The organism is Pseudomonas sp. JZ114, assembly GCF_051027705.1.
GTDB lineage: Bacteria > Pseudomonadota > Gammaproteobacteria > Pseudomonadales > Pseudomonadaceae > Chryseomonas > Chryseomonas luteola.
On sequence record NZ_CP069256.1, the window covers coordinates 2,191,279 to 2,205,081 of the forward strand.

The 13,803-nt window shown below is 54.9% G+C and carries 8 protein-coding genes and 1 pseudogene; 8 read left to right on the plus strand and 1 reads right to left on the minus strand.

All coding sequences use genetic code 11. The annotated features are described in order from the left end of the window. Window positions 1-15: 15 nt before the first annotated feature. The gene (locus tag JQR90_RS10195; RefSeq protein WP_434139994.1) at window positions 16-2,046 is read right to left on the minus strand and encodes a PAS domain S-box protein; all 2,031 of its coding nucleotides are present in this window, start codon (window positions 2,044-2,046) and stop codon (window positions 16-18) included. 453 nt (window positions 2,047-2,499) lie between these two features. Between JQR90_RS10195 and JQR90_RS10200 the strand changes: the two genes are divergently transcribed. The 8 genes and pseudogenes from JQR90_RS10200 to JQR90_RS10235 form a co-directional block, all read left to right on the plus strand. Continuing rightward, window positions 2,500-2,643, plus strand: a complete 144-nt coding sequence (locus tag JQR90_RS10200) for a hypothetical protein (protein WP_434139995.1) — start codon at window positions 2,500-2,502, stop codon at window positions 2,641-2,643. 64 nt (window positions 2,644-2,707) lie between these two features. After that, a complete protein-coding gene (locus JQR90_RS10205; protein WP_037030259.1) occupies window positions 2,708-3,829 on the plus strand; it encodes a mechanosensitive ion channel family protein in 1,122 nt (373 codons plus the stop codon). A gap of 347 nt (window positions 3,830-4,176) precedes the next feature. Next, the gene (gene glgA, locus JQR90_RS10210) at window positions 4,177-5,751 is read left to right on the plus strand and encodes a glycogen synthase GlgA (RefSeq protein ID WP_083397923.1); all 1,575 of its coding nucleotides are present in this window, start codon (window positions 4,177-4,179) and stop codon (window positions 5,749-5,751) included. 125 nt (window positions 5,752-5,876) lie between these two features. Then, window positions 5,877-7,676 (plus strand): malto-oligosyltrehalose trehalohydrolase, encoded by a 1,800-nt coding sequence (gene treZ / locus JQR90_RS10215; RefSeq protein WP_010798364.1) that lies wholly within the window; start codon window positions 5,877-5,879, stop codon window positions 7,674-7,676. Then, the gene (gene malQ, locus JQR90_RS10220; RefSeq protein ID WP_434139996.1) at window positions 7,673-9,748 is read left to right on the plus strand and encodes a 4-alpha-glucanotransferase; all 2,076 of its coding nucleotides are present in this window, start codon (window positions 7,673-7,675) and stop codon (window positions 9,746-9,748) included. The genes treZ and malQ overlap by 4 nt, the downstream gene beginning before the upstream one ends. Then, the gene (gene treY / locus JQR90_RS10225; RefSeq protein ID WP_010798366.1) at window positions 9,745-12,549 is read left to right on the plus strand and encodes a malto-oligosyltrehalose synthase; all 2,805 of its coding nucleotides are present in this window, start codon (window positions 9,745-9,747) and stop codon (window positions 12,547-12,549) included. The genes malQ and treY overlap by 4 nt, the downstream gene beginning before the upstream one ends. Next, window positions 12,549-12,896 carry a DUF2934 domain-containing protein gene (locus tag JQR90_RS10230; RefSeq protein ID WP_010798367.1) on the plus strand — a complete coding sequence of 116 codons (348 nt, stop codon included), beginning with the start codon at window positions 12,549-12,551 and terminating at the stop codon, window positions 12,894-12,896. Before treY ends, JQR90_RS10230 begins: the two co-directional genes overlap by 1 nt. Window positions 12,897-13,543: 647 nt before the next feature. Beyond that, window positions 13,544-13,672, plus strand: a pseudogene (locus tag JQR90_RS10235) (general stress protein); the annotation flags it as partial. Window positions 13,673-13,803 lie beyond the last annotated feature (131 nt).

The following is a 13,803-nucleotide window of genomic DNA, read 5'->3' on the forward strand; positions in this document are numbered from 1 at the left end:
CTCATTCTCCTTTCATCAATTAGTCGCAACAGGCAGAACCGCTGTGATACGTGTGCCTACGCCCGATATGCTTGAGATCCTGACCTTCCCGTTTAAAGAAGCCACCCGCTCATGCATGCTGGTAAGCCCCAGACTTCTGGCTCCCTGAGACGCATTGCTGACATCAAATCCGCAACCATCATCCAATATCTCTAACCTTAGCCCCTCGACGTCATAACTTAAGGTGATCCTTACAGAAGCCGCCTGCGCATGCTTGGCTACATTGTTCACGGCCTCTTGAATGATTCTGAACGCAACAACCGCCATGTCGGCTGACAGGTTATCCAACGTCCCTTCAACATTCAGCTCCCATTGAGTAGACGTAGCTCCTAGAAATTGGGACAGATGCCACCGCACGGCAGCTTCAAGTCCTAATGTTTCAAGTTGTAGCGGATGAAGGGACAACGAGAGGCTTTTCACCTTGGCCAAGGCATCATTTACGCTTTGGCCAAGGTCGGTAGCTAATGTTTTGACTTCAGATTCATGGTCGAGTTTGCGAACAAGTCGTTGCAGGTGCAGCTTGATGCCTGTGAGCTGCTGCCCAATATCATCATGCAGATCACGGGCCAGCTGTCGGCGCTCAAACTCCTGCACCTCGATCAGCCGCTGGGACAGACGTTGCAAGCTCTTGTTGGCTACCTCCAGGTCCCGGCGCATCTGAGAGGCTTGACTGATATCCCGAACAAGCAACTGCACGTCACGGTGTCCATGCTCTTCAAGAATGATTTCAGCCAATTCAGCCTCGAATTCTGAGCCGTCCAGCCGTAATAATGTGATATGCCTGAATGTCTGCTCTTGCGTCAGACCTTTATGCAAGGCATCAAGGCGGTCCATCTCGCGCTCCCGATGATCCGGATGGAAACACAGCCCGATATCCAGCGCCCGTAACCGTGCACCTGAATGTTCGGCGAACATATGGCAGGCGGCGTTATTAGCGTATGTAACACGCCCCTGATGGATGATCAGTACACCTTCAGGAAGGGTGTCAACCATATGTTCATAACGCTTTTGCTGCCTCGCCAACGCCTGCTCGGCCACCTTGATCTCGGATACGTCGATAAACGTCCCGAACAGCGTTCGGGCGACTCCCTGTTCATCTCCTATTAGCTGAGTACGCTCAAACACGTAGCGAAGCTCTCCATTATTTGGAGTAACCCGATACTCATGAGTGGTCTGCCCCACCGAAGCCGCCTCATGATATATCTTGGCCATGCGCGCTCGATCATCCCGGTGAATAAGAGAAAGAAAGCGCTCGAAGGTAAGTTCTTCCTGTCTGGGGTCCAGGTTGAGGATTGAATAAATCTCAGGCGACCAGCGAATCGACTGGTCTTTTAGATCCCGCTCCCAATAACCCATCATGCCAATATGCTGGGCCAGCTCAAGCTGCCTCAAGCTATTGGCCAGCTTTTTCTCAAGCTCGAAATGGGCGCTAACGTTTTGTGCCATCAGAAGCCCGTAAGGCTCATGTTTGAAAATATGCTCATGGCAAAGCACATCTACATCCATGGAATTGCCGGATTGATTGACATGCTTGCGAATACCAGAAAGATGCTGACTGTTAATACCGTTTTTATGGGTGCGATTTTTAAATTCATCCCTATCACTGGATGCGTACAAGTCAGTGATCTTCAGCTGGGCAAATTGAGCACTGGTGTAACCATAAGTCCTGTGAGCCGCCTCGTTTGCCTTAATGATAACGAGACTGTGCTTGTCATAGAGCCACATGGGTGCTGGATGAATTTCGAATAACGCTCGGTAATCGCCTTCCGATTGGCTGATCAGTCGCTGGGTCTGAATCGCAATTTGAGTCAGCCGCTTGATAAACCACCATCCCGTGATGGCCGTGAACAAGGTAAATAGCAGCCCGCGAAGTGTATAGCTCCATTCAGGAAGCTTTAATGTCTCAATGACAAAGGACGTACCTACGACCCAAAGGACACCCACTACGGTATATACCAGAACCAGTCGCCACGGGGCTGCCAGCAGGACATTTCGAGAGGACGACACGTGGGTGTCAATATCGGATGAACGCATAAACATCAAAGGACGGATTACCTATTCAAGTGACTCGCCTCAACACGAGGTGCTTATCTAACTAGTAGCACTGAATGGCCGTTTGGCTAAGTAAATCGACGCTGCATATCCCTTGAAACTGTCATCAGCCCAGCCTTTCCATAAGGATGTCGGCCTTTCCTTGATAAGCTTTACGTTTATAGCTGAAACGATTCATTACGTTCTTCTCAATAATTACGTATGACGTGTTCAAACGAGCTGGGATTGTTGGCATCTACTCCTCAAATAGGCTGGTATTACTACTCGCCTGATGACCGTTCAGCTGCTAAAGCCGCTCTAGCTGGGAGGCTGGGGAACCAGAGCCCGAGAAGCCCAGTCGGAATTGACAAGCGCTGAATCATCAGCGCGACCAGGTCCAAGTTCCTTGCAGCATTGAGGTGAGATGCCATGATGATCATCGATATCACCCGCAGCTATGCGCGCAATGTGTCTGCTGTGGCACGTATTCAAACTATTCAAGCCGCTAACGACGCTGATGCCGGTAGTGTTGATAACACCCCCCCTCCGCCTGAAAGCCCTACTTCGCTTTAAACCCACCGACTGAATCAGCCGATAAAGCCGCGCTTCGCGGCTTTTTGATTCCTAAGGACTCTGGATGATGTCCATCGACTGGTCGACATTTCTCTCCTCTCCGTGGCTGGCTACTCTGGTAGCGGCATGTGTTTCGATGGCGATCGCCAGTATTGCCGTACTGGTTATTTCTACTGTACTTAAACGAATCGCGCGGCCTTTTTTGCTGGCCCAGACACTGATCCGCTACTCCGAGCGCCCTGCCCGGTTTCTGATCCCGCTGATAGCCTTGCAAGGCGTATTGGGCTCAGCGCCTGACACCCTGCCCCTGATCGGTGGCTTAAGGCACCTGACGGCCCTGATCACAATCGCTGCCTTTACTTGGCTGGGTTTACGGTGCGTAAAAGCCATTGGCGCGACCATTTCCATCCGTCACCCGGTCAATATTGAAGATAACCTTCGTGCCAGACGTATCCAGACCCAGACGCGCGTCATGGTGCGCAGCCTAGGTTTTGTCGTCTTTCTGGTAGGCCTGTCGTCCATGCTGATGACGTTTCCCGAGGTCAGGCAAATCGGTGCCAGTCTGCTCGCTTCCGCTGGTGTGGCCGGTATCGTGGCGGGTATCGCCGCACGCCCTGTACTAGGCAATCTCATTGCCGGTCTGCAGATTGCCGTGACCCAACCCATTCGAATTGATGATGTCGTGATTGTCGAGGGGGAATGGGGCCGGGTTGAAGAGATTACCGGAACCTATGTCGTGGTACGGATCTGGGATGATCGTCGCTTGGTAGTACCCCTGCAGTACTTTATCGAGAAGCCTTTTCAGAACTGGACCCGCACCAATTCCAGCCTCATGGGATCAGTCTTCATGTGGGTGGACTATTCTCTCCCGATGGAGCCGATACGCGCTGAATTGGAGCGCGTGTGCAATGAAGTGCCCCATTTGTGGGATGGCCGTGTGTGCGTCTTGCAAGTTACGGATGCTTCGGACAGAGCTATACAGCTACGCGTCCTCGTTACCTCTCCAGACTCATCTAAGAACTGGGATCTACGCTGCCATGTACGTGAGCGTCTGATTGCCTTCGTAAATCGGGAATTTCCAGAGTGTTTGCCTCAGCTGCGGGCGGAAGTGGGCACACAAATCAAACGGCCCCACTCAGGATCCGACGAAATGCACAACACGCCAGCTAGACAGCCTGAAATCTGAATTTAAGGCGATTACGCAGAGTACTGTCGCGTAATTGTAACGATCTTCGCTAAAGCTACAGGGGCGTGCTTTATTTCCAGCCCACCAGAAGCGGCACGGTTCTAGCACGTTCGTCAAATGTGCATACCCAACCAGGAAACTTAGGCGAGCTGGCGCAGGTCATCTTTTATGCAGACTGGACTATCGGGCGCAACCTTGCAACGCCCCTTTGTCCAGTCCCTTACAGGGGGACGTCGCCAGGGGGCTGTAAGCAGCATGGCTGTGGACGTTTTTGATCGGTATGTCGGCTTCGACGAGAAGCGTTCATTGGGCAAACCTCAGTCATTACTGCTTTTTGGGAGCGCAATATGGCAAATGCCGTTGTGGGGAAATTTGAAACGCTTGTAGCTGCGAACTCAGCAGAAGTGCGCAATGCCAATCGCTTCCCTACTCAAACCGACGAGCGCCAGCTCAAGCTGAGCTCAGTCGTTGAAACACGTAAGCGTATTTTGTTCGTAACACCCGAGATTACCGATTTCGTAAAAGCTGGTGGCCTGGGAGAAGTCTCCGCTGCCCTGCCACGCGCGTTGTCTTCCAAGCATGACGTCCGGGTTCTTATTCCCGGCTATCGTCCTGTCATGGATGCCATCCGCGACGAAATGCAGATTGTCGGACGTATTCCGGCACTGGCTGCCATGCCTGCCTGCGACATCGCCCGTGTCGATCAGGAAGACGGTCTCGTGATTTATGTGTTGGTCTGCCCCGAACTCTATGAGCGTCCGGGCACACCTTATGCCGATACCCATGGTGCCGACTGGGTCGACAACCATATCCGCTTTGGTCGCCTGGCTTCGGCGGCAGCGGATCTGGCAGCAGGCACGGCGTCCATTCGCTGGTGCCCTGATCTCCTGCACTTGAATGACTGGCAGACAGGCCTGGCCGCAGGTTATGTGCAATGGCGCGGACTGAAAACACCATCAGTGATGACCATTCACAACCTGGCCTATCAAGGCGTATTCCCCCGTTACTGCATGGCAGACCTCGGTATCCCGGCCGAAGCATTTTCCATTGACGGTCTTGAGTATTACGGCAAGATCTCCTTTCTCAAGGCAGGCTTGAGCTACGCCAGTCACATTACGACGGTAAGCCAGACTTATGCCAAGGAAATCACCACACCCGAGTTTGGTTGTGGGCTGGAAGGTCTGCTTCAGGTCAAGGCCAAGCAGGGCAAGCTGTCCGGAATCCTCAACGGAATCGACGAGGGCTGGGATCCTTGCAATGACCCGCACCTGTGCCAAAGCTTTTCTCCCTATGACTGGGCAGGCAAGCGGGCCAATGCAGACCGTATCCGTGAGGATTTCGGTCTTGAAGTTTCTGAAGGTCCCCTGTTCGCGGTCGTTTCCCGTCTGGTGCACCAAAAAGGTATCGATCTGACCATTGAAGCAGTTGACCATATCGTCTCTCGCGGTGGCCAATTGGTGATCATTGGTTGCGGAGAGCCTGCGGTCGAGCGCGCAGTGAATGAGCTGTCCAAGCGCTACAAGGGTCGTGTTGGCGTACACGTAGGTTTCTGCGAGACCGAAGCTCGCCGCATGTTTGCAGGCAGCGACTTCCTGCTGATGCCCTCTCGCTTCGAGCCTTGTGGCTTGAGCCAGATGTATGCGCAGCGCTTTGCCTCTCTACCAATTGCTCGCCGCACAGGTGGCTTGGCGGACAGTATTGAAGATGGTGTTACCGGTTTCCTGTTCGACAAGCACACTCTGGAAAGCTACACGAAGTCCATTGATCGTGCGTTCGAAGTGTTCGAGCGTAAGGATCTGCTTCAAGCCATGCGTCGACGCGCCATGAGCGGCCCGTTCTACTGGTCTCAGAGCGCTCAACCGTACGATGAGCTCTATCAATCGCTGCTTTCTAAAGTTCGTCAGGAACAAGCTGCGATCTGATTCAACTTTAGCGCCATCTTTCTGGTCATAGAAAGAACACTCCCGCCTTCATGGCGGGAGCGCGCACCACAAACCGAACCTGCACCCACGTGCCTTACCCTGCCCTCCACTGGGAGACAGAACGCATGAAGGACTTGTCACGCCCGTCCAAAAATAACCGCTACGCCTGGCAATGCACGGCTGGCGCCACTCTTCTCTCCGACAATCGTACCCAATTCTGTTTCTGGGCCCCCAGCGCCACGGCTGTCGACGTAGTTCTCGATGGCGGCATGATTGTTCCCATGCAAGCCCTCGATGGGGGTTGGTTCAGCGCTGAAGCCGCCTGTGGTGTCGGCACACGCTACCGCTATCGTATCGGTGACCTTCTGGTTCCCGATCCTGCGTCCCGGGCCCAGGCGGGTGACGTACATGAAGCCAGCATTGTCATTGATCCGCATACCTATGAATGGCGTCATACCCAATGGAGCGGCCGCCCCTGGCACGAGAGTGTTATCTACGAGGTCCACGTCGGTACGCTGGGTGGATTCAAAGGCGTTGCAGATATTCTGCCCAAGCTGGCTGCACTCGGAGTCACGGCCATCGAGCTGATGCCGCTGAGCGAATTCCCTGGCGGTCGCAACTGGGGTTATGACGGTGTGCTGCCCTACGCCGTGGAATCCTCCTACGGCACGCCTGAAGATCTCAAGGCCATGATCGATACGGCCCATGAGCATGGTCTTATGGTGTTCCTTGATGTGGTCTACAACCACTTCGGCCCGGACGGCAACTACCTGCACGCCTATGCCGAAAAATTCTTCCGTGAAGACATCCACACGCCCTGGGGTGCAGCCATCGACTTCCGTCAACAGGCCGTACGCAGCTATTTCAAGGACAATGCCCTGATGTGGCTGATGGAATACCGCTTCGACGGCCTGCGCTTCGATGCGGTCCATGCCATTGGTGACAAGGGTTTCCTCATGGAAATGGCAGACGAGATTCGCTCAACGGTCGAGCCGGGTCGCCATGTGCATCTCGTTCTGGAAAACGAGGACAACACCGCCTCCCTCTTGGGCGGCGTACATTACGATGGGCAGTGGGCGGATGACTGGCACAATGTGATTCATCCCATGATTACCGGTGAGAACGAAGGGTACTACCAGGACTTTACCCAAGACGCCACTGCTAAGCTGGTTCGTTGCCTGAGCGAGGGCTTTATCTACCAGGGCGAAGACACTCGCCACGGCAAGGGGCGCGGGGAGCCGAGCAGCCATCTGCAACCAACGGCCTTTGTCATCTTCCTGCAGAACCACGACCAGATTGGCAACCGTGCCCTTGGTGAGCGCCTGACACTTCTCGCCCCAGAGAATGCTCTAAAAGCCGCTACGACTCTCTTGCTGCTCAGCCCCATGATTCCACTGCTCTTCATTGGTGAGGAATGGGGTAGCCGGCAGCCCTTCCTATTCTTTACCAGTCATAACGAAGAGTTAGCCAAGCTGGTAAGAGATGGTCGTCGCAACGAGTTCAAGGATTTCGAATTCTTCACCCATGAGGAAAACCGAGAAAAGATCCCGGACCCTAATGCGGTTACCACCTTTGAAGATTCGAAGCCCAATTTTGGAGAAGCGGACCAGCCAGATCATGCCTTGTGGGTCGGACTCTACAAAAAGCTTCTCGAGATTCGCCATCAGGAGATCATTCCGCGTCTGCCTGGTGCTCGTCCAGCAGAGGCTAAAGCGTTAGGCGAAAAGGCGGTCACCGCCTGCTGGACGCTGGGTGATGGTGCCCGCCTCACGTTGGAAGTCAACCTGAGCGAGCAAGCCGTTTCTGTCGATACCAAACAACCGGGTCGACTGCTCTTCGCCAGCACGGATAGCGGTCTCTCCACGCGCGAACAAGGCCAACTGGCTGGGCATACCGCCCTCGCCTGGCTGGAGGATGCTCAATGAACGATTCTGACCAACTGCACGCACTGGCAGAAAAAGCTGGCATCTCCATTCACTGGGATGCCTATGACGGCACGCCTCAACAGGTATCGGATGAGGCCTTGTGTAGTCTGCTCGCCGCACTTGGCTTGCCCGCAGATTCGGAGGCGGACATCAAGGCCAGCCTGGCCAAACTGGATGAGCTGGAAGACAGCGAAAACCTTCCTCCCCTCATTACCGGAGACTGCAACAAGCCTGTCGGCCGGACAGGTCAGTTCAAGGCTGGACAGACCTATGCGATTACCCTTGAATCGGGTAGCAGCGTGACCGGCAAGGTGGACGGGAACGGCCAACTCACGCCCATCGACACCATGGGCTATCACACCCTGAAAATAGGCGAACAGCAGGTCACCCTGGCGATTGCACCCGAGCGCTGTTACAGCATTGCCGATGCCCTGGGTAAACCCGAACCGCGAACTTGGGGCTTGGCCGTGCAGGTGTATAGCCTGCGTCGTCCGGGGGATGGTGGCCTGGGTGATCTGAAAGCGCTCGAAGAGTTTGTCCGCTCGGCGGCAGAGCTGGGCGCCGATGCGGTTGCTATCAGCCCGCTGCATGCCATGTTCAGTGCTGACGGCAATCGTTACAGCCCCTATTCGCCCTCCAGCCGGATGTTTCTCAATATCCTGAATGCTTCTCCTGCCGCGATTCTGGGTGAGGAAGCGCTCAAACACGCCTTGGATAAGACCGGCCTAGCGCAGGAGTGGTCCCGCCTGGAGGGACTGGAGATGGTCGACTGGCCTGCCGTGGCCAAGACTCGCCTTCGTGTACTTAGAGCGCTATTCATGGACTTCCGTGTGAAAAGCGGTGAGTTGCAGGACGATTTCAAGGCCTTCCGCCAACAGGGTGGCGAAGCGCTGGAAAACCACTGCCGGTTCGAAGCGCTACATGCATCCTTTGCCCATGGTACCGCGGCGCCCAGCTGGCAGCACTGGCCAAAGGAATATCAGGACCCTCAAAATCCTGCTGTCGCCACGTTTGCTGAAACTCATGCACAAGACGTGGAGTTCTATGCGTTCACGCAGTGGCTGGCCGCCCGCGGCCTGGAAAGCGCACAAAAGGCTGCTCAAGCGTCAAGTATGAAAATCGGCCTTGTTGCTGATATTGCCGTAGGCGCCGATGGCGGCGGCAGTCAGGCCTGGAGCCGGCAGGAAGAGCTGCTGTCGTCTGTCAACGTTGGAGCACCACCCGACCTGCTCAACCAGCGCGGCCAGGGCTGGGGCATTTCTGCATTCTCGCCGTCTGGTTTGCAGCGCCACGGCTTTCGGGCGTTCCTTGAAATGCTCAAGGCAAATTTTGCCCATGCAGGCGGTGTACGTATCGACCATGTGATGGGTCTGCAACGACTGTGGCTGGTGCCCGAGGGCGCCTCACCGGCCGATGGCGCCTATCTGTCTTATCCCATTCAAGACATGCTTCGTCTGGTGGCGATCGAGTCCTGGCGTAACGAATGTATTGTCATGGGTGAAGACTTGGGCACCGTACCGGAAGGGTTTCGTGAGCGTCTGATGGAAAAGTCCATCATGGGCATGCAAGTGCTGATGTTTGAGCGCGACGAGGACCAGAACTTCAAAGAGATCGAAGATTGGAACAATACCTCCATCGCCATGACCACGACGCACGATCTTCCTACCATGACTGGCTGGTGGATTGCGCGTGATGTCGAATGGCAGGCCCGGCTGGAACAGTTGGCGGAAGACACCACCGAAGAAAAAGAAAAGCAGAATCGTGCAGAGGATCGCCAGCGCCTGGCCAAGACATTGGGCCTGAAAGACACCAGCCCTGATAGCGCCAAAGCGGCTGTGGATGCCTGCATAAGCCATATCGGTAAAACACCGGCACCGCTGGTTATCCTGCCGGTTGAAGATGCCTTGGGCCTGGAAGAACAAGCCAACCTGCCCGGCACTATCGATAGCCACCCCAATTGGCGCCGTCGCTGGCCGGATCAGGCCAGCACCCTACTCAATAACGAAACCCCCAAGCGTCGCCTGCAGTTACTGGCGGCAGCCCGTCAAGAAGCGGAGAGCCACTCATCATGAGCCCAGTGCGCGCGACTGTTCGCCTGCAGTTTCACAAGGACTTTACCTTGGACGATGCCATTCCCCTGGTCGATTATTTTGCCGACCTGGGCATCAGTCATATCTATGCCTCCCCCATCACCACGGCCAGAGCCGGCTCGGTTCACGGCTATGACGTTGTGGACCCTACCCGCGTCAATCCTGAATTGGGCGGTGAAGAGGCCTTGCGCCGTTTGGTTGCCCGTCTGCGCGAGCGTGGCATGGGACTGATCGTCGACTTTGTACCCAACCACATGAGCGTGGGCGGATCGGAGAATGCGTGGTGGCTGGATGTGCTCAAATGGGGACGCCATAGCCCATACGCCAAATTCTACGACATCAATTGGTACAGCCCCGACCCTGAATTGCATGGTCAGCTACTGCTGCCTTTCTTGGGTGGCGCTTATGGTGACATTCTGCAGGCCGGTGAGTTGAAGCTGGTATTTGATGAGAAAGACGGTTTCCGGGTCGAGTACTACGCGCACCATTTCCCTATTTCACCGCCTACCTACGCCGATATCCTACGCGCAAGCGATGCCTCCGAGTTGCGCCTGTTTGCCGATGCGTTCGAGGCCCGCGAGGGTGACCGTGAAGGCGCCAACGAGGCCGTTACCCAGTTGGCAGAAAGTGCTCGTCAAAACCCTGCAGTCAAGGCAGCGCTGGACCAATGCCTGGCAGCTTTCGATGCAAGCGACGCGGCCAATCACGAGCGTCTGCATGCGCTGCTGGAGCGTCAACATTACCGTCTGGCAAGCTGGCGTACCGCTTCCGACGATATCAACTGGCGCCGCTTCTTCGATATCACCGAATTGGGTGGCCTGCGCATGGAGCGCCCCGAGGTCTTCGACGCGCTGCATGCCATGATTTTCCGACTGATCGGCGAAGGCTTGATCGACGGTCTGCGCCTGGACCATATCGACGGTCTGGCCAATCCCCGTGGCTATTGCCGCAAGCTGCGTAGACAGATCGATACGATCTGCCAGAGCCGTTCCAACGGCACGCCTGAAGGCGGCTTCCCCATTTATGTGGAGAAGATCCTTGCCGAGGGCGAGCACCTGCGTGGCGACTGGGGCATTGACGGCACCACCGGCTATGAGTTCATGAACGAAGTGTCGGGGGTTATGCATGATCCGGCCGGCGAAAAACCTCTGAACGAATTCTGGGCTGAAAAGACCGGACGCCCAGCCGACTTCATGGAAGAAGTTCGTGAGGCGCGCCGCCTCGTGGTGACTACTGCACTGGCCAGTGAATTCGAATCCACTGCGCATACCTTGCATGTTGTGGCTCAGCAGGACTGGCGTACCCGTGACATCAGCCTGGGTTCCATTAGGCGCGTCTTGCTTGAGCTGATTACCTACTTCCCGGTTTACCGCACTTACGCCAGCGCAGCCGGCTTTACTGGTGAGGATGAAAAGTTCTTCCAGAAAGCCGTAGACGGTGCGCGCCCCAATCTTTCGGAAGCCGAGCTACCAGTACTGGAGCTGCTGCATGAATGGTTGGGTGGCAAGGCTCCCTGCCGTCAGCCGGTGGGTAGCGTGGCACGTCGCGAGCAGCGTCGCGCTATTACCAAGTTCCAGCAGCTGACCTCACCCGTTGCAGCCAAGGCCGTGGAAGACACCTCCTGTTACCGCTCAGGCGCCCTGCTCTCGCGCAACGATGTGGGATTCGACCCACAGAACTTCAGCCAGAGCACAGAAGAGTTCCATGCAAGCAGCAAACTGCGGTCCGAGCAGTTCCCACGCAACATGCTGACTACCGCGACCCATGACCACAAACGCGGCGAAGACACACGCGCACGCCTCGCGGTCATCTCCGAAATGGCTGATCTCTATACCCAGGCTGCAACCCGCTGGTTGGAGATGGGTTCACCGCTGCGGGGAACCTTTGCTGACAAGCCTGCCCCTACCCCGGGTGATGAGCTGATGCTCTACCAAACCCTGCTGGCCAGCTGGCCGCTTGATCTGGCAGCCGATGACAAGCAGGGGCTTCAGGCGTATCTGGATCGTCTCCTGCCCTGGCAGGAAAAAGCCTTACGTGAAGAGAAGCTTGAGTCAGACTGGTGGACGCCTAATACCGAATACGAAGCAGCGTGCCGTAATTTCCTGGAACAATTGATCACCGGTGAAAAAGGCGGGGCACTTCGTAAGGAAATTGTCGAGATGGTAGCCCGTATCGCTCCTGCAGGTGCGCTGAACGGCATGACCCAGGCGGTGCTTAGAATGACCGCACCCGGTGTACCGGACCTCTATCAGGGATGTGACTTCTGGGATCTGAGTCTGGTCGAGCCTGACAACCGCCGTCCGGTGGACTATCCGCCTCGCATCGCTGCGCTGAAAGAGGCCAAGGCCCCGGCAGAGCTGCTTTCTAGCTGGAAGGATGGCCGCGTCAAGCAGAGTGTGATTGCAAGAACCCTGGCGGCCCGTACCTCTCATGCGGATGTGTTTCTCAAGGGCCAGTACATACCGCTGGAAGTCTCGGGAGCACAGGCGAGCCACGTACTGGCATTCGCCCGTGAGTATCAGGGCAAGGCCGCTATCGTTATTGTACCGCTGCGCGTTTGGCGCTTCATTGGGGAGAATCCCAGTCCCTCTTTTGAGGCATCAGCATGGCAGGACACTTCTGTAAAAGTGCCAAAACAGTTCGTCGATCAAATTTTTACGGAAACTTTCAGCCATTCATCTGTCCATGTGAAACAGAGTGAACTTTCATTAAGCGAGCTTCTTGCGAGCTTTCCTCTTGGTTTATTGATTACACAAGACCTGTCACAAGGAGAGACATTATAATGAGTCAACGCACCGAACGCATTCAGCAGCTCGCCTACCAGATTTGGGAGTCCGAAGGTCGTCCTGCTCATCAAGAGCATCGCCATTGGGAAATGGCTACCAAGCTCTATGAAGCCGAGCAGCAGCAAGGTGTAGCGCCTGAAGCTGCAGCAGCGCCTGTAGCCAAGCCCAAGAAGCCTCGTGCAACCAAGCCCAAGGCTGCCTCGCTGGCCGAAAAAGCGGTCGAAAAGGTCAAGGAAGCCGTTAAGCCCAAGACTGAAAAGCCTCCGGTCGAAAAAACCACAGCTGCCGCTGCAGCGCCCAAGAAGCCCCGTGCTCCGCGTGCCAAGACCGTACCTAAAGAGTAAGTCCTGCCTTAATGTCTCTGCCCCTTCTGCTACTAGCAGAAGGGGTAAACACTTTTTCTCTTTGATATGTGGCTCTGCTTATATATCAAAAGGCCATATACCTTTTATCCGGATACTATCAACAGCCGATAAAAGGCTGGAACTAGCCTTACCTCTGCGTATCAATTCCAGCACTCGATTCAAGGTGTTCGGGTGTAATTTTAATCCTATGAGAATTGATGCCATGGCACACCGTCCTGAAGTTCCTCAACCTGACCCGATCGTAAGTGACAATCCTGCCAAAATGCCTAGTTGCATTGAGTTTGAACCACGCGATCTAGACGGCTGGTTAACTTCCGAGCCTAATTGCTGCCAACTAAATGCCAATCCACACACGGCGGATTTTAATTAATCAGTTAAGACTCAAATGAATGGATCTTACCATGCGCCATCTATTTGCAGGTAATGTTCTCAACCTACCATTCAAGCAAGCGATGAGCATCCAAAAAAGGCCTGGACCGCTCGTCAGCCGTGGGCTCTAGCGGGTGAACCGTAGCCTCATGAGGCTATCCCATACAGTGAAGGGTTAGCAGTTAATAGCGGTAATAACTGCTATTTCCAGAAACCAACGTGAGGGTAAATTCATGACTGCCAAGAACAACAATCCTGGTAATTTTGCCAATGATCGTGAAAGAGCGGCCGAGGCCGGACGTAAAGGTGGCCGTAATAGCGGAGGCAACTTTGCCAATGACCGTGAGCGTGCAGCTGAAGCCGGCCGCAAGGGCGGTTCCAAATAAAAGGTGTTGATCTTCCGACTCGTTACTAAGTTGTACGGATCACCATTAAAAAGGCGGAAAAGAATGAATATTCTTTTCCGCCTTTTTAATTCAATCTGAAATTTATAACTCTACAAATCTTATACACGAAA